This window comes from Streptomyces sp. NPDC046931 (assembly GCF_040644655.1).
Classification (GTDB): domain Bacteria; phylum Actinomycetota; class Actinomycetes; order Streptomycetales; family Streptomycetaceae; genus Streptomyces.
Genome location: NZ_JBEYWX010000022.1, coordinates 1 through 20,950 on the forward strand (window position 1 = coordinate 1; position 20,950 = coordinate 20,950).

A 20,950-nucleotide genomic window follows, 5' to 3' on the forward strand; every position below is an offset into this window, starting at 1 on the left:
GCTCAGCCCAGTGGAGTACGAACTGCGTGCAGAACCTGTAGCGTGAAATCAGGTATCCCGACTCTGTGTAACTCGGGGCAGGCCGGAGCCTCCACCAACCCCGGAGCGGTTCAGTTATCGCAGACGGCGGCTACCGGGGCACCGGCCTGGTCATCCCTCACCGCCGTGAGCGCGGCCAGGCCGAACTCCCGTCCTGGAAAGAGGAACACAACGCGTCCCACCGCAAGGTCCGCGCCCGCGTCGAGCACGTCTTCGCCCGCATGAAGGCGTGGAAGATCCTCCGCGACTGCCGCCTGAAAGGCGACGGCGTCCACCACGCCATGCTCGGCATCGCCCGCCTGCACAACCTCACCCTGGCCGGATAACGGAAAAACGGGCTGGTCAGTCCGCACGCCGTAGATCATTTGCGGGACAGCCCTTAGGCTGCAGGCCTAGCCGGACATTTGGCCACCGTCCTGCTGCCTAGGCTGAAAGAGTACTTGCCTCGTGGACAGCCTTGCGGCGGGAGCGAGCTCCACTCGAAGCGCATGCGGCCGTGAGTTCTGCAGGCTCAGACCCACTCCACCTCTGAGTGGATGTCCAGGGCGCTTCGTGGATCCGGCAAAGCCCAGGGGCTTGAGGCATGAGGCCCAGACAGCTTGAGAGTTGAGGCGCGGGGCGACTTCAATAGCGCCGTGACCATAGCACCGATGGACCGCATGAGAATGATTGCTGGACGGGTCTCACTCGACGACGTCATGGCGAAGCTGGGTCGGCACAGGCCGGTCTTCCACTCCGAAGCCGACCTTCAGCACAGTTTTGCCCGGGCGCTCTGGGAGTTGGCGCCAGACGTGCACTCTAGGCTTGAGGTGCCGCAGCGAGGGTCGGGTAAGACCGAGTATCTAGACCTTCAGTGCCTCGGTCCTGGGGACCGCACTGCGATCGAATTCAAGTACTTCACCCGAGCTTGGACAGGCAAGGCCGGCGTTCCGGTCGAGGACTACGCCCTGAAGGCGCATGGCGCCACCGACCTCGCCCGCCTGCACTTTGTTCGGGACATAGCGAGACTGGAGCGCTTCTGCCGTCGGCCCGGCCAGAACGGTCTTGCCCTCATCCTGACCAACGAGGCGTCCCTGTGGGCCCCGCCGGGCCCCGGCCGCCGACGTACTCGGGATCATGACTTCCGGATGCACCACGGACGGGAACTTGCCGGGACTCTGCTCTGGGCCGAGGGGACCTACGAACCGAACACATGCAGTCTGCGAGGCACCTACCCCCTCGAGTGGGAGAAGTACTCCGAGCAGGGCGGAGCAGGCGGTGAGTTCCGCTACTTGGCGGTGTTCGTCGGTCCATCAGCTACCGAAGCCGACGACACAGATGCCTAGCTCGTTCGTGGATCACTCCACGAAGTGATGCGAGTAGTCGCGAAGCCATCTGGTTCGGTACCTCGCCCAGACCTCGGTGGCCGAAGGAACCCGAGACCCCCATCCGTGGGAACCGGAGCGAGCCCCATCGGGCATGGACGCGCCCCAATTGGTTAAATGGGTAATTAGCTTGGGCCCCGTCCCACCCAGCCCCGCAGTACCCGCTCGGACTTTTGCTGTCCAAAATTTACTGCTGTTGGTACCTGTCAAGCCCGGGAGAAGGAAGTTTTGCTCCCCTTCATCTGCTACGGGACGGGGTAGACAACGACACGTGCGGTCGTAGGCGGTCGCCTCGTGGGCGACGATTCCTCAGACCCACTCCACCTCGGAGACGATCCGCGAGGCGCTCCTTGGACTCGGCAGCGGACTCCTGGAGGACGCCAACGGCGCCGACGGGCGAGGGGCCGAAGCGCCGGCCGCAGCCAGCGCAGCCGCCACCTCCTCCTCGCTCACCCCCGCCAGCGCCTTCATCACCCGATCGAGTGCCTCGCTCACGTCAGTGCTCGTGACCACTCGAAGCCGACGTCAGACCAGCGTTCTTGACCGTCAGCGGCAGCAACTTCTTGCCGGTCGGGCCACTTGTACCCAAGTATCCATCTGCGGACAGATGCCGTAGTCGTAGGGGCCTCCCGCCTGCAGTCAGCGACTGTTACCGGGCACACACTGCCAGTTAGCACAACCTACGGGCGACGCACCCACCCCGATATCCATTCGCCCCGAGCAGGCCGGCGTCCTACTCTCGGCTCATGAACTGGCCTCTTGTAGCCATTCTCAGTGGCGCAGGTATCTCCACCGATTCGGGGATTCCTGATTATCGCGGGCCCAACGGGTTGTGGCGACGGGACCCAGAGGCCGAGAAGCTCGTCACGTACGAGTACTACATGGGCGATCCGGAGATCCGGCGGCGCTCCTGGCAGATGCGGCGCCAGAACCGGACGCTGAAGGCCGAGCCGAACGCCGCGCACCGGGCCGTGGCCGAGCTGGAGCGGTCCGGGGTGCCGGTCCGGGTGATCACACAGAACGTGGACGGGCTGCACCAGCTCGCCGGCATGCCCGCCCGCAAGGTACTGGAACTGCACGGCACCGCCCGCACCGTCGTCTGTACCAAGTGCCACGCGCGCGGCCCGATGGAGGTCGCCCTCGCCCGGGTCGAGGCCGGCGAGGACGACCCGCCGTGCCTGGAGTGCGGCGGGATCCTCAAGTCGGCGACGGTAATGTTCGGCGAGCGCCTCGACCCTCAGGTACTGGACGAGGCCATCGCCATCACCAAGGCCTGCCAGCTCTTCATCGCCGTGGGAACCAGCCTCCAGGTCCAACCCGCCGCAGGCCTCGTCGGCATCGCCGCCGACCGGGGCGCCCGGCTCATCATCGTCAACGCCGAACCGACCCCGTACGACGGCCACGCCAACGAGGTCATCCGCGAACCAATTGGCGCCGCCCTGCCCAAATTGTTGAAGGGGCTGAGCAGTGAGAGTGACGACAAGTGACCGGCGAAACCCTCGACAAGCAATGACGGAAGCGACGAGCGACGTCAGCTAGTGACCCGGCTCAGGCCGAGCCGAGGGACTCCCCAAGCAGCCGTTGATCAACAGCCAGTGGCCACTCTGCGAGTGCTCCCGCTCCACGGATATCGGCTCCCCGACCGGAGCGGTCCGGCGTCCCCTTCGTCCGACCCGCCATGTGCCCTGCCCCAACTTCTAGGGAGCAGGGCACATTTGCGTCTTAGCGACGGCCGCACCGGTATGCGCTAGCCTAGATGCATCGGGCGAGATAGCCCGTGCGCACCTGGGCGCTCTGCACTCGACAGCAGGAACCAGGAGGTCGCTCCGTTGGAAGCTGGCGGGCTCTGAGTATGTGAAGCCAGGGCTCGGACGCACAAGCTAGAAGACGGTGCCGCCAGACAGGGACAAAGGAAAGCAGTACCTGGGCTGAGTGTAATCTTGGCCCACCCCGAGAACATTTGCGCTCGGTGCGTCAGCGCGGGTGTCTCGGTCCGAACCAGAGGGTTCGGATCGAGGCTGCCTGCGCACCCGATCCGACCCATGACAGGGAAGGTAAGGATCGGTGGACGGCACGGCCATCCTCTTCATTCTCGCCATCGCTGGCGTGGTCTCCATGGCATTCACCGCCATCAAGAAGCTCTTGGACGAGGTGCCTGAGGTGCTGGACTCGGCAGGGCAGGCGCGGGACGCATGGCGGCGATTCCGGCGGCCCGAGCTTCCGCGTTCGACGGACGACGACCATGAGCCGCCTGCCGCTGCGTAAGCCGTCGCGGGCACTCGAGGAGCCTCGCCCGCACGAGAGCTCGCCTTGGAGCCTGGAATCGGTACGCGGACGAACGGCAGCACGCCTCGGCCGCGTGCCGGTGTTACCTCCACCAATGCCTTGCGATTCCGGGATCCCCGACTACCGCGGTCCGGGCGGGCTGTGGCGGCGGGATCCGGAGGCGGAGAAGCTCGTGACGTACGCGTACTACATGGGCGATCCGGAGATCCGGCGGCGGTCCTGGCAGATGCGGCGCGGGAACCGGACGCTGATGGCCGAACCGAACGCCGCGCACCGGGCCGTGGCCGAGCTGGAGCGATCCGGGGTCCCCGTCCGGGTGATCACACAGAACGTGGACGGGCTGCACCAGCTCGCCGGAATGCCCGCCCGCAAGGTGCTCGAACTGCACGGCACGGCCCGTAGCGTCATGTGCACGAAATGTCATGCCCGCGGGCCGATGGAGGACGCGCTCGCCCGCGTCGAGGCGGGCGAGGACGATCCGCCGTGCCTGGAGTGCGGCGGGATCCTGAAGTCGGCGACCGTGATGTTCGGCGAGCGGCTGGACCCGGCGTTGCTGGCCGAGGCCGTCGCCATCACCAAGGCGTGCACGGTCTTCCTCGCGGTCGGCAGCAGCCTCCAGGTGCAGCCCGCCGCCGGGCTCGCGGGTCTGGCGGCCGACCATGGGGCCCGGCTGATCATCGTGAACGCCGAACCGACCCCATACGACGACCGCGCCGACGAGATCGTACGAGAGCCCATCGGCACCGCACTGCCCGGACTCCTGCGCCGATTGAGCCCCGAGGGCAACTCCTAGTACCAGCAGCCAGTACCAGCGGCTTTTCGCTGTGCGCGGCCCGGCGACGGGTCACTCCGGCTTGATGCGCGGCTTGTCCTCCTGGCTGCGGCGGCGGTGGGACTCCGCGTATACCTGGGAACGGAAGTGCAGGACGGGGTCGTCGGACAGTTCGATGCCCGGTGGGACGTTGGTGGGGTCGAAGACGAGCCCCTCGACGTGTTCCTGGTCCTCGTGCAGCCGGTCGCCTTCGCGGAGGAGGCGATGACGAACTGGCCGGTGGACGGGACAGGCGCGCGGGACGAACTCCGCGTGTTCCTCGACGCCAGCTTCGTCAGCCTGCTGGGCATCCTCGACGACGGGCGGCCGTCTTCCGTGAGCGAGGAGTGACAGCGGTCAGTGGACGTGGGCGGCGATGGTCCGCACGGACAGTCCGCCGCCTGGCTCCCCGGTGTCGCCGCCGCCCACGGGGCCCGGCTGATCATCCAACGCCGATCGGCTCCCGTGGGAGGACCTGGCCGGCCAGGTCGTCGTACGGGAGCCGATCGGCACGGCGCTGCCGAAGCTGCTTCAGGGGCCCCGCGAGGGCTAGAACAGCGCTGTTCCGCGCTCGAAGTCCAGCAGCCGGCGCTTGCGGTCCAGTCCGCCGCCGTAGCCGGTCAGACCGCCGCCCGCTCCGATGACGCGGTGGCAGGGGACGATGATGCCGACCGGGTTCCTGCCGTTGGCGAGGCCGACCGCGCGGGAGGCGCCCGGGTTGCCGAGGTCGGCGGCCAGTTCACCGTACGAGCGGGTCTCACCGTAGGGGATGCGGCGCAGCCCGTCCCACACGCCGCGCTGGAACGGCGTGCCGTGCAGGCGCAGTTCGAGGGTGAACTCCCGCAACTCGCCCGTGAAGTAGGCCGTCAGCTGGTCCGTTGCCTCCCCGAAGGGGCTCGCGTCCCGCTCGCCGAAGGTCTCCTCCGGCGGGCGGTGACGCTGGCCGGCCATGTACAGGCCGCACAGCACCCCCTCGTCGGCGACGAGGGTGAGCGGGCCATAGGGGCTGTCGATGATCGTGTGCTGTTTCACCGCATGTCCTCAGCTGGATGTCCTCAGACGGGAAGGAAGTTGATCGGGTGGCTGTCCGTCGCCCACAGGTACTGGACCGCATACGCCCGCCAGGGCCGCCAGGCCGCCGCGCGGGCCGTGAGCGCGGCCGGAGTGGACGGCAGTCCCAGCTCCCGCGCGGCACGGCGGATGCCCAGGTCCGTCGGCAGGAACGCGTCGGGGTCGCCGAGGGCGCGCATCGCGATCACATCCACCGTCCAGGGGCCGAAGCCGGGCAGGGCGAGGAGCCGGGCGCGGCTGTCCTCCCAGTCGCTCTCGGCGCCCAGGTGGAGGGTTCCTTCGGCGAGTCGGTGTACCAGGGTGGTGAAGGTCGTCCGGCGGGTGCGGGGCATCGCCAGTGACTCGGGGTCGAGCGCCGCCAGCGCCTCGGGCGCCGGGAAGAGGTGGGTGAGGCCGCCCTCCGGGTCCTCCACCGCCTCGCCGTGCGCGGTGACCAGTCGGGCCGCGTGAGTGCGTGCCGCGGCGGTGGAGACCTGCTGGCCCAGGACGGCGCGGAGGGCGAACTCGGCCTCGTCGACGGTCCGGGGGACCCGGCGGCCGGGCGCCTTGTCGACCAGGGGAGCCAGCACCGGATCCGTGCGCAGCTGGTCGTCGATCGCGACCGGGTCGGCGTCCAGGTCGAGCATGCGGCGGCAGCGGCTGATGGCGACGGGCAGGTCGCGCAGGTCGCTGAGGGTGAGCCGGCACGCGATGTGGTCCGGCTGGGGGGTCAGCGCCACGATCCCATGGCCGTACGGCAGCCGGAGGGTGCGCCGGTAGGCGCCGTCCCGCCACTCCTCCACGCCCGGGACGGCGGTCGCCGCGAGGTGGCCGAAGAGGTTGTCGGGGTTGAGCGGGGCCCGGAACGGCAGCCTGAGGCTCAGAACGCCGGGGGCGGTCGCCGTGTTCTTCGGGCGGCGGCCGCGCAGCTCGCTCGGTGAGAGCGCGAAGACCTCGCGGACGGTGTCGTTGAAGGTGCGGATCGAGGAGAAGCCGGCCGCGAACGCGAGGTCGGCCATCGGCAGTGCGGTCGTCTCGATGAGCAGCCGGGCGGTCCGGGCGCGCTCGGCCCGGGCGAGCGCGAGGGGCCCGGCGCCCAGCTCGGCGAGGAGCTGGCGCTCGATCTGGCGGGTGCTGTAGCCGAGGCGGGCGGCGAGGCCGGGAACCCCCTCACGGTCGACGACGCCGTCGGCGATGAGCCGCATGGCTCGTGCGACGAGGTCGGCGCGCTGGTTCCATTCGGGCGAGCCGGGGCTGGTGTCCGGGCGGCACCGCTTGCAGGCGCGGAACCCGGCCTGCTGGCAGGAGGCCGCGCTGGGGTGGAACGTCATGTTCTCCGGTTTCGGCGGTACGGCCGGACAGCTGGGGCGGCAGTAGATCCGCGTGGTCAGGACCGCCGTGAAGAACCAGCCGTCGAAGCGCGCGTCCTTGGACTGGACCGCGCGCACACAGCGCTCCCTGTCGGTGTGCATTCCGTTCCGCATGACTTCAGCATCGGTCACGGGCGGGATCAGGGCTGGCGGAATTGCGACATGTACGTGGGCCTGCCTGCCGTTCTCCCCGTCCCGCCGGCGGCCGGTGTCCGCGCCGACGGCCGGTGTCCGCGCCGTCAGCCGGCTTCCGCGGCGAACGCCGCGTAGGCCCGCTCGTCGAAGAGGACGAATCTGATCTCCTCGACCGCCGTGTCCGTGGCGCGCACCGTCTCCACCGCGATGCGGGCGGCGTCCTCCATCGGCCACCGGTAGACGCCGGCGGAGATCGCGGGGAACGCGACCGTACGGGCGCCGAGTTCGTCGGCGACGCGCAGCGATTCCCGGTAGCAGGAGGCCAGTTGCTCCGAGCGGTCCTGCGTCGTGGAGTACACCGGTCCGACCGTGTGGATCACCCAGCGCGCGTCCAGTTCGCCCGCCGTGGTGGCCACCGCCTGGCCCGTGGGCAGGCCCCTGCCGAACCGGGAGGCGCGCAGTCCGCGGCACTCCTCGAGGATCGCCGGTCCGCCGCGCCGGTGGATCGCGCCGTCCACGCCTCCCCCGCCCAGCAGCGAGGAGTTGGCCGCGTTGACGATGGCGTCGACGCTCTGCCGGGTGATGTCGCCCTGTACCAACGTGAGGGTGGTCATGACTGCCTCAGCCTCCGCCAGACGGCCTTCGCCGCGTTGTGGCCGGACATGCCGTGCACGCCGGGGCCCGGCGGGGTGGCCGACGAGCAGATGAACACCGCCGGGTGGGGGGTGTGGTACGGGAACAGGGACGGTTTCGGGCGCAGCATGAGCTGGAGTCCGGACGCCGCGCCGGAGGCGATGTCGCCGCCGACGTAGTTGGCGTTGCGGGCGGCCAGTTCGGGCGGTCCCGCGGTGGCGCGGGCGAGGACACGGTCACGGAAGCCCGGGGCGTAGCGCTCCAGTTGGCGTTCGACGGCGTCGGTGAGGTCCCCGCGCCAGCCGTGCGGCACATGTCCGTACACCCAGAAGACGTGTTTGCCGGCCGGGGCGCGGCCGGGATCGGCGACGCTGGGTTGCACGCTGATGAGGAACGGCCGTTCGGGGGCGCGGCCCTCTCGGGACACGGCGCGCAGGGCGGTACCGATCTCCGCGGTGTCGGCCCCGATCTGGACGGTGCCGGCGACGCGCGGTTCCCGCGCGGTCCATGGCACGGGGCCGTCCAGCGCATAGTCGATCTTGAAGACGCCGGGGCCGTAGCGGTACTTGTCGTAGTACCGCCCGAGGCCCGCGATACGGGCCAGGGCGGTGGGCGAGGTGTCGAAGACATAGGCGCGGGCCGGCGGGAGGTCGTCCAGACGCTTGACCTCGTAGTCGGTGTGGACGGTGCCGCCCAGGTCCTTCAGATACGCGGCGAGCGCGTCGGAGACGGACTGCGAGCCGCCGCGGGCAACGGGCCAGCCGCGGGCGTGTGCGGCCAGCGCGAAGACCAGGCCGATCGCGCCGGTGGCGAAGCCGTCCAGCGGAGCGATCACATGTGCGACGAGCCCGGCGAACAGGGTCTTGGCCCGCTCGTCATGGAAGCGGCGCATCAGCCACGTCGAGGGCGGCAGGCCGACGAGGCCGAAGCGGGCCAGGGTGACCGGGTCGCGTGGCAGGGATGTGAGCGGCAGGGACATGAAGTCCCGGGCCAGCGTGTCCCAGTGCCTCAGGAAGGGCTGGACCAGCCGGCGATAGGTGCCCGCGTCCCGGGGGCCGAACGAGGCGGCCGTCTCGGCCACGGATCGGGACAGCACCGCGGCCGTGCCGTCGGGAAAGGGGTGGGCCATGGGCAGTTCGGCGTGCAGCCATTCGAGGCCGTACCGCTCCAGGGGCATTGCTCTGAACGCCGGCGAGTTGATGCCGAGGGGATGCGCGGCGGAGCACGGGTCGTGCCGGAAACCGGGCAGCGTCAGCTCCTCGGTGCGGGCGCCGCCCCCGATGGTGTCGCGGGCCTCGAAGACGGCCACGGCAAAGCCCCGGCGGGCCAGCTCCACGGCAGCCGTCAGTCCGTTGGGCCCGGCCCCCACCACGACCGCATCGAGCATCGACGGCACCTTCGGACTCCTTCGTCAGCCGACGGCCACTGGGCATCAGGATATGCCCGAGATCCGGCGCGACTGCGGCGCGGGGGGCGGCCATCGGGTGAGGGTGCGGTTCCGTTTCCGGCGCCCGGGGGGGGCCTCACGCCCGTCGGCGCGGGCGGTCAGGTCCCGCGGGTCAGCAGCTCCACCACCCGGCGCGCCGTGGCCTCGTCGCGGGCCGCGGTGAAGGGCAGGGCGTTGCCCCCGGTGATGCGGAAGGGTTCACCCGCGACCGTCAGCTGACTGCCGCCCGCCTCCTCGACCAGCAGCAGGCCCGCGGCGTGGTCCCAGGCCGCTTCCCAGCAGAACGCCGTGGCGTCCAGCAGGCCCTGGGCGATCTGCAGGTACTCCAGGCCCGCCGATCCGCACGAGCGCGGGCGGACGCCCTTCGTCTGGAGGCCGAGGAGCGCGCGCTTCTGCTCGTCCGTCGTGTAGTACGGGTGGGACGTGGCCACCTCCAGGTCGCGGCCCGCGGCCGGTGAGCCGGAGTGCAGGCGGCTGCCGTCGAGGAACGCGCCCCTGCCCCGTATCGCCGTGGCGAACCGGTCGTGGACCGGTGCGTACGTCCATGAGGCGTGCACGACGCCGCCCTGGGTGAGCGCGACCAGGGTGCAGAATCCGGGATCCCCGTGGACGAACTGGCGGGTGCCGTCGACGGGGTCGACGATCCACACGGGCGCCTCGCCGCGGATCGCGTCGTAGGTCGCGGGATTGGCGTGGACCGCCTCCTCGCCCACCACGACCGAGCCGGGCAGCAGCTTGGCGAGCGCCTCCGTCAGATACGCCTCGGCCTTGCGGTCGGCGTCCGTGACCAGGTCGTGGGGGCCGCTCTTCTCGTCGATCTCGTGCGTGGCGAGGCTGCGGAAGCGCGGCATGATCTCGGTGGCGGCCGCCGTGCGGACGGCCTCCTCCACGTCGGACGTGCGGTGGGCGAGAAACTCGTCGATGGTTTCGGTGTCTCCGATCATGCCTCCATGAGAGCACGCGGCACTGACAATCCCCACCGGCCCGGTGTACACGCAGTGGAATCGACATGAACACCGGGTGCCCGGATCTTGGGTCGGGGGCGTCGCCCCTCGGCCTCGGTCAGCGTCCGACCGCGTACCCCTGCATCCCGCGCGGGTTCGCCGCCGCGGACAGCACGCCGGTCTCCCGGTCGCGGGCGACCGCGCACAGCCGCCCTTCGGACCATGCGCCCCCGACCGTGACGTCATGACCGCGCCGGCGCAGCTCCTCGACGACCGCGGGATCCGTGCGGGACTCCACGGTGATGCTGCCGGGCCGCATGCCGCGCGGGTGGAAGGAGCCGGGGAAGCTGTCGTTGTGCCAGTTCGGGGCGTCGATGGCACCTTGCAGGTCGAGGCCGCCGCGGACCGGCGGGCGCAGGACGGCCGCGAGGAAGAAATGCAGCTGCCACTGGTCCTGCTGGTCGCCGCCGGGCGTGCCGAACGCCAGCACGGGCACACCGTCGCGCAACGCGATGGAGGGGGTGAGGGTGGTGCGCGGGCGACGCCCGGGTGTCAGGGAGTTGGGCAGGCCCTCGTCCAGCCAGGCCATCTGGAGCCGGGTGCCGAGCGGGAAACCCAGCTCCGGCACGACCGGGTTCGACTGAAGCCAGCCGCCGCTGGGGGTGGCCGCGACCATGTTGCCCCAGTGGTCGACGACGTCGAGGTGGCAGGTGTCGCCGCGGGTCGCCCCGAAGGCACCGACGTCCGGTTCGCCGGGCACCGCGCAGGTCGGGTGGCGGACGACCGTCGGCTCGCCGACCCCCATCGGGTCGAAGCCGGGCTCGTCGGCGGCCACCACACGCGCGTGCACGCTCAGCCGTGGAGCCCGGCCCGAAGGGGCGCCGGGGCGCAGCTCGTACGACGCCTTGTCACCGATCAGGGCGCGCCGTCCGGCGTTGTAGGCGTCCGACAGCAGTTCGTCCAGCGGCACCTCGGCGGCGTCGCCGTACCAGGCCTCGCGGTCGGCCATGGCGAGCTTGCAGCCCTCGATCAGCAGGTGGACGTAGTCGGCGCTGCCGTAGCGGGGCAGCTCGGGCGGGAGCAGGGCGAGCTGCTGGAGGAAGACCGGGCCCTGGCTCCAGGGGCCGGGCTTGCACACCGTCCAGCCGTTCCAGTCGTACGTCGCCGGCGCCTCGTAGGACGCGGACCAGGCGGCAAGGTCGCCGGCCGTAAGGGTGCCGGTGTGCCGCTCGCCGGTCATGTCCATGGTGGACCGCCGCGCCTGGCGCACCAGGGCCTCGGCGATGAATCCGGACCGCCACACCTCACGGGCGGCCTCGATCTGCGCCACCCGGTCCCCGGCTCCGGACACCTCGGCGAGCAACCGCTTCCAGGTGGCGGCCAGGGCGGGATTGCGCAGCAGCGCGCCGGGGCGGGGCGCCCGTCCGCCCGGCAGGTAGACCTCGGCAGACGAGGCCCACTCGGTCTCGAACAGCTTCCGCACGCTCTCCACGGTCTCGCCGACGCGTTCCACGGGCGCGTGCCCGTGGTCGGCGTAGCCGATGGCGTACTTCAGGACGTCGGCGAGGGTCTTCCTGCCGTGGTCGCGCAGCAGCAGCATCCAGGCGTCGAACGCACCGGGGACGGCCGCGGCGAGCGGACCGGTGCCGGGTACGAGTGCGAGACCCAGGTCCCGGTAGTGCGCGGTCGTGGCCCCGGCGGGTGCCACGCCCTGCCCGCACAGCACCCGCACCTCACCGCCCACCGGGGCCAGGAGGATCGGGACCTCGCCGGCCGGCCCGTTGAGATGCGGCTCCACGACGTGCAGGACGAACGCTCCCGCGACGGCCGCGTCGAACGCCGTACCGCCGTCCTCCAGGACCGCCATCGCCGACTGCGAGGCCAGCCAGTGGGTGGACGACACCATGCCGAAGGTGCCCTGGAGCGTGGGCCGGGTGGTGAACATCTGGCGACTCACCTCGCTGTGCACGCGCATCGGTCCGTTCGGTCGGCTCGGGTCCACCCGATGCCCGAGCAGGCTACCGATCGCGCTGCGCCCCGGGGAGGCGCAGATGCACCTCCCCGGGGAGCGCGTCGCTCGGCGCCGCCCCGCCCCAAGGAGCCGGGGAGGCGGTGCGGAGCTCTACAGGCCGACGTCGCGCCTGCGGATGTCGTCCAGGGGGCGTCCCCCTCAGACAGGAGCCGGCAGGCCGAGGTCCGGTGTGTGCAGGCCGAGCCGGGACAGCGTGCCGCTCACCCATGTCATCGCGCCTTTGGCGAGGGCGGACGCGGCCGACGGCGACGGCGGCGCTGTGTCCCCGGTGTCGCCGGACCCCGCTCCCGCCGAGGGCAGCCAGCCCGTGCGGGCCAGTCGACCGGCGAGGGGCTCCAGCGTCGAGTGGAGGAGCGTGGCGATGGTGATGGCCGCCAGGGCGATGCCCCAGCCGACGGGCCCCAGCGGGGTGGATCCGAAGAACCGGCTGATGCCCGGGGTCTGGATGATGCCGACGAGTACCGCGGCCGAGCCGATGGTGGCGGCGAGCACCTGGCGGTCCGCGCCGCCGCTGGTGAGCGTCTGGGCGAGCTGGGTGCCCACCACCGCGACCAGCGCCACCGTTCCGGCGCGCCGTTGTGTGCCGGTGAAGCGGGCGGCCGTCCAGGCCAGCCCCGAGCCGAGGGCGGTGGTGAGCCCGCGTTGCAGCATCTCCTGGGTGAGCGCGGTGCCCAGCGACTGGTGGGGGCCTTCCTCCAGCAGCTGTTCCCCAGTGCTCTCGGCCGGGGTGCGCACCGCGATGGAGAGGGCGGGGGCGAGGTCGGTGAGAAGGTTGACCAGCATGATCTGACGGGCGCTCAGCGGCGACCTGCCGGACAGTGCGGAGGCCAGCACGCTGAAGGTGACCTCGCCGAGGTTGCCGCCGATCAGGATGGCCAGCGCGGTCCTGACCGAGGACCACATCGCCCGGCCCTCGGTCAGGGCGGTGACGATCGTCTCCAGGCGGTCGTCACCGATGACGAGATCGGCGGCGGCCGTGGCCGCGGGGGTGCCCCTTCGCCCCAGCGCGATACCGACGTCGGCGAGACGGATGGCCGGGGCGTCGTTGGCCCCGTCGCCGGTCATCGCCACCACCCGGCCCAGACGCTGGAACGCCTCGACGATACGGACCTTGTGGTGGGGTGTGCACCGGGCGATCACATCCACCGTCGGCAGCAGCGCGTCGAGCGCGTCGTCGTCCAGCTCGTCCAGCTCCGGCCCCGTGCACACGGTTTGGTCCGGGTCGCCGGTGACGGAGGCGGCGATGGCCTCGGCGGTGGCGGCGTGGTCCCCGGTGAGCAGGACGGTGTGCACCCCGGCCGCCCGCAGCCGGCTGGTGGCCGGGGCCGCACCGGGACGCACCGGGTCGGCCAGGACGACGAATCCGACGAAGACCAGATCGCGTACCGCGTCGTCGGTGATCTCCTCGCCCGGCTCGACGGTCCGTTCGGCCACGGCGAGGACGCGGCGGCCTGCTCCGGCCAGCTTCTCGGTGGCACCGGTGAGCGTTGTGTGCCCGGCGTCGTCGAGTGCGCTCTCCACCCCGTCCAGGCGTCTGCGCCGGCAGCGGGCCAGCACGACCTCCGGGGCGCCCTTGACGCTGAGCAGGGTGATGCCGGCGGTGCGGCCGGCTGTGGCGTGGTAGGCGCGGGACGGGTCGAAGGGCAGGGTGCCGGTGCGCCGCCAGCGGGGCGCGCCGTAGCCGACCGGCACCCGGGCCCGGCGGGCCCCCGCGTCCACCGCGCGGTCGGTCTGATGTGCCATCGGCTCCGACTGGCGGGCGGCGGGGGTGGCGCGGAGCGCGGCGGCCAGGATCGTCCGGTGCCGGGGGCCGAGCCGGCCGACGGAGAGCGTGCGCTCCCCGTCGCTGACGGCGATGAGCTGCAGATTGCCCTCGGTGAGGGTTCCCGTCTTGTCGAAGCACAGCACATCGGCCCGGCCGAGCGCCTCGATGGTGCGCGGGTTGCGTACGAGTGCGCCGTGTTCGGCCAGGCGGCGCGCGGAGGCCAGCTGGGCCGCGTTGACGAGGAAGGGCAATCCCTCGGGGACCGAGGCGACCGCCAGGTTGACCGCCGAGGCCACGCTCTCGGCGAGCGGACGTCCATGCAGCAGCCCGGCCCCGGCCACCGCCGCCGCGGAGCCTGTCGCCAGGGGCAGACTGGCCTTGGTGAGAGACGACAGCCGTGCCTCGACGCCGGTGGTCGGTGCCGCCTCCCGGGCGGTGGCCATGGTGCGTCCGACCTCGGTGGCCGCCCCGGTGGCCACGACCACGGCGACCGCCTCCCCGGCGGAGACGGTGGTGCCCTCGTAGAGCATCGAGCGGCGGTCGGTGAGGTGCTCGGCGACCACGGGAGCCGGGTCCTTGGCGACGGGCAGCGACTCGCCCGTCAGCGACGACTCGTCGACCTCGAGTCCCTGGGCCTGAAGCAGGCGGCAGTCGGCAGGCACCACGTCCTCCGGCCGGAGCAGGATGACGTCTCCCGGCACCAGGTCCTCCGCGGTGACCAGCTGCTCGGCCCCCTCGCGTCGCACCCGGGCGCCCACGGCGGAGCGCGCGGTCAGCTCGGCGAGGGCCCGTTCGGTCCGCACCCGCTGAACGCCGCCGACCAGCGCCGAGGTCGCGGTGATCAGGGCGACGAGTACGGCGTCCGCCCGTGAGCCCACGGAGGCGGCCAGGGCCGCACCGCCGGCCAGCACGGGTGTCAGCGGGTTGGCGAGCTCCTCTACGAACGCCGACGGCAGGGTCGTCCGCGGCGTCACGCCGGTCCGTGACGGGCCCTTGGCCCGTGCGTCGGCCTCCTGCGCGGACAGCCCGTCGGTGCTCGTGCGCAGCCGCCCCAGGACCTGAGAGGGCGGCATCAGGTGCCAGGGCACCATCTCCACGGAGGGGGTGACGGCGCGCGAGCACAGCTGCCGTGCGCGCCAGACCCCCAGGGCGAAGGCGATGCCCCCGGCGGTGTTGCAGGCCGCCTGTCCGCGCGAACACGCCTCGGCGGCCGGTGCCCGAAGGGCCGCGACCGCACCGATGCCACTGCCGCTCGCGGCCAGCACCGCGCTGTCCCGGTCGACATGACGGGCCACGCCGACGCCGGTGAGGATCAGCGCGACCGAGTCCACGTCGGTGCCGACCAGCAGATGGGCGCCCCAGGGCGGTGGCTCTCCCTCGCGGTGCACTCCGATACCGCAGTCGGACGCGCCCAGCGCACGGCGGTTGCCCGACACGAGCAGCACCACCGCACCGTCCGCCTGCAGCCCGCGCACGGACGCCACCAGACGGTTCCCGGTCGGCACCATCGCGTCGACGAAGCCGAGTTCCGGATACGTCCGGTCGCCGCCGAGGACAACGCGGATCCCCGAGCGGCGGGCCGCGGCCGCCAGGGCCTGCGCGCCGGGCAGCGTCTGTGTCGCCACCCCCGCCACGGCCACCAGGCGGCGCCGGAAGGACAGGCCCAGCACCTGTTCGCTGCCTCGGTGCCGCAGCCGGTCCGCGGCCCGTCGGCCGGTGCGGCCCGTCAGCTCCAGGTCCTCCAGGGGACCGAGTGCCCAGCCGTCGTCGTCATGGTGGACGCGGGCGAGTGCGGCGGGGTCGAACAGCGCGAACAGCCGGTCGGACACGTCCGCGGGGTCGGCGCCGCCGAGCAGTTCCAGATCGGTCAGCTCATGGCGGCCGCTGCGCAGTACGTCCACATCCAGGAGCACGGTGTCCACCTGGCCCAGGCGACGCAGCGCGCCGCGGTCCATGGCCACGACGCCGCGCAGTGCCAGGAACCGGCCCAGGGTGGTGGCGAAACCCTCCCGCCCGGCCTCCGGCGCCTTCGGCATGCTGGACAAGGCCACCGCGAGCGCGCGCCTCGGCCCCACGCCGGGGGTCGTCAGGGCGCCGACGGCCGCGCCCGCCCCCATGGCCCGTGCGGCATAGCGCTCCGTCACGTCCTGGTGTTCCTGGGGCCGTTGAGCCACGGTCGGCTCGGCCCGCGCGTCCTCCGGGCCGCGCACCAACCGCGGCTCCGCCTCCGCCCACGCCTCCAGGGCCGCGTTCGCCTCCCGCCACTGCGCCACACGCTGCGCCGCATCGAGGACCAGCCCACCGCCGCGGGTGGCCACGCCCTGAACGATCGCGTTGAGCACCGGAAGCGTTGATTCCGGACGCTCCCGGTGGCTGAGGACCGACGCCGCCAACCGGCGCAGGAGTGGGTGATACTGGACGGCCGAGGCGAGGGCCCCCACTTCGGCGGGCAGCGGGGTCCACGGCGACAGGCGCGTGGCCAGTGTGAGCAGCAGCCCCGCGATGTCGGCCGCGAGGACCGGAAGCGTCGGCCGCGTACGGGGCCCCTCGCACGGATGGTGCGGCTCGGGGCACCACTGGTCGGATCCGCCCGGATCCGCGGTGGCGGCGGCGCCGTGGGCCTCCGCGTGGGCGATGATCCGCAGCAGTTCCTGCCGGGGCGGTGGCGGCGAGGCCAGTTCCACGACGACCCGCTCCGCGGGGGCGTTCACCCGGGCCCACACCACGCCCGGATGCTCCTCGAGTGCGCGCTCCACGAGCCGGCCCACCCACATGCCGCGCGGCCCGCGCACCCCCCGTACGTCGATGTGACAGCGCCCCGCGCGGGACCACACGTCCCGCCGGTCCACCCCGAGCAACCGGGCGGCCCCGTCCACGGCCTCACGCACACCGGCGGCCACCCCGCCCGCCAGGCTCCGGGCCAGCGGCGCGGGCAGCGGCAGGGGCACCCCGGACCACAACGACATCCGCGTGCCACCTCCGCAGCAGGCCGGTCCCTCGTCCCTCGCGATCAGCATGAGCCACCCCGGTGCCACCCGCCCGTGATACTGGTCCGAACGGCTTCCCGGCTCGCAGGCCTCCTTGTCCGCGGGTAACTTGTGCCTCGCTGAGGGGCGACGTTCCGGACCCACGAACGGATGTGAGCCGTGACCACGCCGAGGACCGCCGAGAAGCGCCCGAACACGAGCATCGCCAAGCCGTCACATCCCGCCTCGGAGACGACGAGGACACCGGAGGCGAAGAAGCCGCCGGAGACGAAGAAGCCGCCGGAGACGACGAGGGTGTCGGGGGCGAAGAGGGTGTCGGGGGCGAAGAAGCCGACCGCGACCAAGAAGACACCGCGGCCCGAGGCGGGTCGGGCCGGGAAGTCGCCGAAGCGGAATCCCACCGCCGCGTTCGGCGGGCGCACGATCACGCTCACCCTCCCGGGGCTCGGTGAGGCAGCCATCTGGGCGGTCGACGCCGTCGCGGGTCCGGCGGCCACCGTCCGCGGCGCACTGACCGCCCGACGCGGACTGCCCCTGTACGCCGGCCTCGGTGCGCTGGCAGTCGTGGGCGCCGTCGACTGGCCGTTGGCGGTGGGCGTGGGCATCGGCTATGCCCTACTGCGGCCCAAAAGCCTGCCCGCACGGCAAGGTTCCTGACGCCGTCCCCACCTACTGACGGGCGCGGTGGTCCGTCAGGCCGACGGTTCGGACACGGGGGGCGGTGGCGACGGGCTCGGGAGCGGCACCGGCCGCCGCCGGGGCCCCACGCCGTCCGGCCAGCCGGCACCCGAGGCAGTCCGGGTGGCCCTGGCGCGCGGCGCGGTCCCGGACCGTCAGACCCCACTCGCCGGCCGGCCGTGCACCGGGCGCCTTGCCCCAGCCGGCCAGATGCAGGGCCCATGTGACCAGCGGTGCCGGCACCATGAGAGCGAGCCCCATCCAGATGCCCGGGTGCCGGCCGCAGATGCCCATGCCGGCCACCACTGCCCCGGCCGTGGCGATGGCGCAACCGGCCCAGCCGGCGACGGTGTGGCCTTCGTCGTGCAGTCCGCTCATCTGCCCTGCCTCCTCGCGCCCGCCGGGGCTGCGGCACGGCATGCCATGGCCGCACCACCGACGCCGGGTTAAGGTGCCTCAGTAAGTGAGGAATTTATCTTAGGCGCTAAGGGAACTTAATGGAGGGCAGGCTTCACCTCCCCGCTTCCGCCGCGGATGCGCTCGCCGCCATGGACGACCTCATCGCGACGAGCATCGTCGGACAGCAGGAGTTCGCCCGAAACCTGGGCCTGAGCGTCACGGACCTGATCTGCTTCGCGTACGTCCTGGGGGCGGGCGACTCACCCGTCACCGCGGGTGACCTGGCCCGGCGCGCGCATGTCACCACCGGCGCGGTGACCGGCGTCATCAATCGCCTGGAGCGCGGCGGGTTCGTCACCCGCCGGCCGGACCCGGCCGACCGGCGCCGGGTGCTCGTGGCCGCCGTCCCGGCCGCCGCCGAGCGCGTGCGGGCCGTCTACGAGCCGTACAACACGCTCCTCGAGCGGCTGTTCGCGGACTACACACAGGAGGAGATCGCCGTCCTCGCCGACTGGTTCAGCCGTGCCGGTGCGCTCGCGCGGACCTACCTGGAGGAGTCGTGCGAGACCTGACCCTCGCCGGTCACTGAGCCCTTTTGTCCGCACTGCCCGAATAAGTGGCGATGATGGGGGTATTCGGCACGTGCAGGAAGCGCATCGACCGGGAGGGCGAGGAGGACGGCATGCGGGACAGGCAGTACGGCGGCCCCGACCCCGAGTCGGCGCCGACACCCGGCGTGGAGCCGGGCGGGGTTCCGCCGGGCGAGACCCCGCCCGGTGAGGGCAGCACCTCGGGTGCCGCCCCGAACGTGGTCTACGACCGGACGCGCGGCTGGGCCAAGGGCCCGCTGATCGCGATCACGCTTCTGACCCTGCTGGTGGCCGGATTCTTCCTGGCCTACGCATTGGCACTGATCTTGCGATAGTCCGCCGCGAACGCCCTGTGCGCGGGGCGGCAACGCTCGGAGGGCGGCGACCGTGGCCGCCCTCCCTCCGGGGTGCTCCGATGCGGAGGCGAGGACATAACGGGCACACCGTGCCGAGCGCAGAGAAACTCACACCCCGTCAACATCGAGCACTGTCATCACACGGGCACGGAGCGAGTTCGCCCTTCCGCCTCACAGGGAGTCATGTGACACTGGCGTCCCGTCCGCAGTGCGGACTCCCTCCGCACCGTCCCCCACGAGAAGTGCGCCGTGCTTTCTCTGCCTCTGCCGCTCGCCCTGACCGCACGTCTGCTGCCGGTCGCCGTGCTCGCCTCGGCCGGCTGGGCCCTGTCGTCCGGTCCGCTCGCCGCGGCCCCGGCCACCGGCGGGAGGCCGGCACAGGGAAGCCCCGACACGCAGGACGCGCAGAGCGGCTCCCCGGGGTCCGCGTCGCCCGCGAACCCGGCGGCGACGGCCAAGGCGTACGCCGCCGCACCGGCGCCGTGCGTCACCCTGGCCAAGAGCACCATCACCTCACTCGTTCCGGGCGCCAAGACGGCCGGCAAGGAGATCCCGTCGACGGACGCCTCCATCCGCCGCACCTGTTCCTGGAACGCGCTCAAGGGCTTCGACTACCGATGGCTCGACGTGACCTTCGAGATCACGGACTCGCAGGCCGCGGCCCAGAAGGCGTACACCCAGCGCACCGCGGAGAAGAGCGGCGGAGGCTCGGTCCCCGGTATCGGCGACGACGGCTACTCCGTGGTGAACCTGACCACGGAGGACAAGCAGCAGACCCGCGAGGGTGTGGTGCTGGTCCGCTCGTCCAACGCGCTGGTGTCGGTCACGTACAACGGCAGCGACTTCGAGACCAAGAAGGCGCCCGGGACCGACGAGATCAACAAGGGTGCCATCAAGGCGGCCCGGGAAGCGGTGACCGCGCTGGAGAACGGCCGGAAGCAGAGCTGACCGTCCTCCGCACGCGGTCGGGACCTCAGTCGGCGGCCTCCTCGCGGCGCCGCAGCAGCATCAGCGCCAGGTACACCACCATGGAGGTGCCGAGGCCCACCGCCCAGCCGTAATGCCGGCGGTGTCGAGATAGGTGAGGACCACCCGGAACCCGCCACCAGGCCGGGGATCCCACCGCCGGTCCAGGAGGGCGCCGTAGACGGTCGCCCGTGGCACCGCGATCAACCGGCTGGCGCGGTCTGTCCCTGCCCATGGGCCGATTTGAGGGCTGAGGTTCCACCAGGCTCATCCTCGTCGACCAACCCGCCAAGGAATCCAACCAGGACACGACCATCAAGTCGCATGACACGCCGCTCCACCGGCCATGACTATTCCTCATGCGGCGGCATCGTGGTGGCTGAGCGCTACTGAAGGGGGCCGGGATGTCGCGATGAGGTTGCTCGTGGTGATACGGGGAGCGCGCATCACGCGTTGGGCGTGATCATCCATGCGGCTTCCCAGCGGTGGCGGTGAAGCGGAAGTTGTCGGGCATGCGCTGGCCGATGTGTCAGCTCACGCCACCCAGACGGTCGCCTCAGAGGTCCTCGTCATCGATGGGTTCGGGTTCGCGCGTGTAAGCGAGGTCGAGAACGTAGCGTTCGGTGACGGGACAGTTGCGCCAGGCTTCCGTGAGCCAGCCGTCGGGGGTGTCGTCGGTGAGCCGACCGAGGGTCGTGTCGTAGTAGGCGGCGGTTACCTGGCGGTTCGTCCACCAGGCGTGGCCTTCGTAGACACCGGGGCGAGGAAGGTTCATTTCTCCTGCGGGGCCCAGGCCGAGCTGATTGATGACGAGGATGCCGGTCTCGGATTCGATGCTGACGGGGATATGGCCTTCGGCGTCGGCGGGTGGGCTGGGCAATGGGGTGTCCCAGATGCGGATCGTGACGTCGACGTCAATGTCGGGCTGGAGGCTGCGCAGGTACAGGTGGTAGCCGTTCCCGGCTACCACCTGTGTGCGGGCGGCTTTCATGGCATCGTCGTCGCCGAGGTAGGCGTCTGCGTCGTAGATCTCCACTACGCGGCGGCCGGGGGTGGCCTTGCAGCTGTATTCGGCGAGGAGCGCCATGGAGCCGTGCC

The 20,950-nt window shown here is 71.7% G+C and carries 21 protein-coding genes and 2 pseudogenes; 11 read left to right on the forward strand and 12 right to left on the reverse strand.

Features of this window, described 5'->3' with window-relative positions; translation table 11 throughout:
* Positions 1-116: 116 nt before the first annotated feature.
* A pseudogene (locus ABZ876_RS29645) lies at positions 117-365 on the forward strand (transposase); the annotation flags it as partial.
* Between the two features lie 309 nt (positions 366-674).
* Positions 675-1,364: a hypothetical protein gene (locus ABZ876_RS29650; RefSeq protein ID WP_361787682.1), complete on the forward strand. Its 690-nt coding sequence runs from the start codon at positions 675-677 to the stop codon at positions 1,362-1,364.
* 348 nt (positions 1,365-1,712) lie between these two features.
* Here the strand turns inward: ABZ876_RS29650 and ABZ876_RS29655 are convergent, their stop codons facing one another.
* The gene (locus ABZ876_RS29655; RefSeq protein WP_361787684.1) at positions 1,713-1,898 is read right to left on the reverse strand and encodes a hypothetical protein; all 186 of its coding nucleotides are present in this window, start codon (positions 1,896-1,898) and stop codon (positions 1,713-1,715) included.
* A gap of 251 nt (positions 1,899-2,149) precedes the next feature.
* Between ABZ876_RS29655 and ABZ876_RS29660 the strand changes: the two genes are divergently transcribed.
* The 3 genes from ABZ876_RS29660 to ABZ876_RS29670 all read left to right on the forward strand — a co-directional run bounded on the left by ABZ876_RS29660 (position 2,150) and on the right by ABZ876_RS29670 (position 4,482).
* On the forward strand, positions 2,150-2,890 hold the full coding sequence (locus tag ABZ876_RS29660; protein WP_361787686.1) for a Sir2 family NAD-dependent protein deacetylase: 741 nt from the start codon (positions 2,150-2,152) through the stop codon (positions 2,888-2,890).
* Between the two features lie 577 nt (positions 2,891-3,467).
* Complete coding sequence (locus ABZ876_RS29665) at positions 3,468-3,668, forward strand: hypothetical protein (RefSeq protein ID WP_361787688.1); 201 nt, start codon at positions 3,468-3,470, stop codon at positions 3,666-3,668.
* Between the two features lie 115 nt (positions 3,669-3,783).
* Positions 3,784-4,482 carry a Sir2 family NAD-dependent protein deacetylase gene (locus tag ABZ876_RS29670; RefSeq protein WP_361787690.1) on the forward strand — a complete coding sequence of 233 codons (699 nt, stop codon included), beginning with the start codon at positions 3,784-3,786 and terminating at the stop codon, positions 4,480-4,482.
* A gap of 51 nt (positions 4,483-4,533) precedes the next feature.
* Here the strand turns inward: ABZ876_RS29670 and ABZ876_RS29675 are convergent, their stop codons facing one another.
* Positions 4,534-4,638: a hypothetical protein gene (locus tag ABZ876_RS29675; RefSeq protein ID WP_361787891.1), complete on the reverse strand. Its 105-nt coding sequence runs from the start codon at positions 4,636-4,638 to the stop codon at positions 4,534-4,536.
* Between ABZ876_RS29675 and ABZ876_RS29680 the strand changes: the two genes are divergently transcribed.
* Positions 4,609-4,851, forward strand: a complete 243-nt coding sequence (locus ABZ876_RS29680; protein WP_361787692.1) for a hypothetical protein — start codon at positions 4,609-4,611, stop codon at positions 4,849-4,851. The genes ABZ876_RS29675 and ABZ876_RS29680 overlap by 30 nt on opposite strands.
* 39 nt (positions 4,852-4,890) lie before the next feature.
* Positions 4,891-5,053 (forward strand): annotated as a pseudogene (locus ABZ876_RS29685) (NAD-dependent deacetylase); the annotation flags it as partial.
* Here ABZ876_RS29685 and ABZ876_RS29690 read toward each other — a convergent pair.
* The 7 genes from ABZ876_RS29690 to ABZ876_RS29720 all read right to left on the reverse strand — a co-directional run bounded on the left by ABZ876_RS29690 (position 5,050) and on the right by ABZ876_RS29720 (position 16,842).
* A complete protein-coding gene (locus ABZ876_RS29690) occupies positions 5,050-5,532 on the reverse strand; it encodes a methylated-DNA--[protein]-cysteine S-methyltransferase (protein WP_361787694.1) in 483 nt (160 codons plus the stop codon). The pseudogene ABZ876_RS29685 and the gene ABZ876_RS29690 sit on opposite strands and share 4 nt — an antisense overlap.
* 23 nt (positions 5,533-5,555) lie before the next feature.
* Complete coding sequence (locus ABZ876_RS29695) at positions 5,556-7,034, reverse strand: AlkA N-terminal domain-containing protein (protein WP_361787696.1); 1,479 nt, start codon at positions 7,032-7,034, stop codon at positions 5,556-5,558.
* Positions 7,035-7,159: 125 nt separating this feature from the next.
* Positions 7,160-7,669 carry an O-acetyl-ADP-ribose deacetylase gene (locus tag ABZ876_RS29700; protein WP_361787698.1) on the reverse strand — a complete coding sequence of 170 codons (510 nt, stop codon included), beginning with the start codon at positions 7,667-7,669 and terminating at the stop codon, positions 7,160-7,162.
* Positions 7,666-9,075, reverse strand: a complete 1,410-nt coding sequence (locus ABZ876_RS29705; RefSeq protein ID WP_361787700.1) for an NAD(P)/FAD-dependent oxidoreductase — start codon at positions 9,073-9,075, stop codon at positions 7,666-7,668. Before ABZ876_RS29705 ends, ABZ876_RS29700 begins: the two co-directional genes overlap by 4 nt.
* A gap of 158 nt (positions 9,076-9,233) precedes the next feature.
* Positions 9,234-10,079, reverse strand: coding sequence for an inositol monophosphatase family protein (locus tag ABZ876_RS29710; RefSeq protein ID WP_361787702.1), 846 nt, complete (start codon positions 10,077-10,079; stop codon positions 9,234-9,236).
* Positions 10,080-10,197: 118 nt separating this feature from the next.
* Positions 10,198-12,024 (reverse strand): gamma-glutamyltransferase, encoded by a 1,827-nt coding sequence (locus ABZ876_RS29715; RefSeq protein ID WP_361787704.1) that lies wholly within the window; start codon positions 12,022-12,024, stop codon positions 10,198-10,200.
* 225 nt (positions 12,025-12,249) lie between these two features.
* A complete protein-coding gene (locus ABZ876_RS29720) occupies positions 12,250-16,842 on the reverse strand; it encodes a cation-translocating P-type ATPase (protein ID WP_361787706.1) in 4,593 nt (1,530 codons plus the stop codon).
* Between the two features lie 180 nt (positions 16,843-17,022).
* Here ABZ876_RS29720 and ABZ876_RS29725 point away from each other — a divergent pair, with 180 nt between their 5' ends.
* Entirely contained in the window at positions 17,023-17,520 is a 498-nt protein-coding gene (locus tag ABZ876_RS29725; protein WP_361787708.1) for a hypothetical protein, read from the forward strand.
* Between the two features lie 12 nt (positions 17,521-17,532).
* Here ABZ876_RS29725 and ABZ876_RS29730 read toward each other — a convergent pair whose 3' ends face one another.
* The gene (locus ABZ876_RS29730) at positions 17,533-17,919 is read right to left on the reverse strand and encodes an HGxxPAAW family protein (RefSeq protein ID WP_361787710.1); all 387 of its coding nucleotides are present in this window, start codon (positions 17,917-17,919) and stop codon (positions 17,533-17,535) included.
* A gap of 119 nt (positions 17,920-18,038) precedes the next feature.
* On the opposite strand from ABZ876_RS29730, the gene ABZ876_RS29735 reads away from it, so the two are divergent.
* From ABZ876_RS29735 to ABZ876_RS29745, 3 genes are all read left to right on the forward strand, one after another.
* Entirely contained in the window at positions 18,039-18,512 is a 474-nt protein-coding gene (locus tag ABZ876_RS29735; RefSeq protein WP_361787712.1) for a MarR family transcriptional regulator, read from the forward strand.
* 110 nt (positions 18,513-18,622) lie between these two features.
* A complete protein-coding gene (locus ABZ876_RS29740; protein ID WP_361787714.1) occupies positions 18,623-18,865 on the forward strand; it encodes a DUF6480 family protein in 243 nt (80 codons plus the stop codon).
* 270 nt (positions 18,866-19,135) lie between these two features.
* On the forward strand, positions 19,136-19,834 hold the full coding sequence (locus ABZ876_RS29745; RefSeq protein WP_361787716.1) for a hypothetical protein: 699 nt from the start codon (positions 19,136-19,138) through the stop codon (positions 19,832-19,834).
* 25 nt (positions 19,835-19,859) lie between these two features.
* Here the strand turns inward: ABZ876_RS29745 and ABZ876_RS29750 are convergent, their stop codons facing one another.
* Both ABZ876_RS29750 and ABZ876_RS29755 read right to left on the reverse strand, forming a co-directional pair.
* On the reverse strand, positions 19,860-20,009 hold the full coding sequence (locus ABZ876_RS29750; protein WP_361787718.1) for a hypothetical protein: 150 nt from the start codon (positions 20,007-20,009) through the stop codon (positions 19,860-19,862).
* A 399-nt stretch (positions 20,010-20,408) separates the two neighbouring features.
* Complete coding sequence (locus ABZ876_RS29755) at positions 20,409-20,939, reverse strand: hypothetical protein (protein ID WP_361787720.1); 531 nt, start codon at positions 20,937-20,939, stop codon at positions 20,409-20,411.
* Between the last annotated feature and the right edge of the window lie 11 nt (positions 20,940-20,950).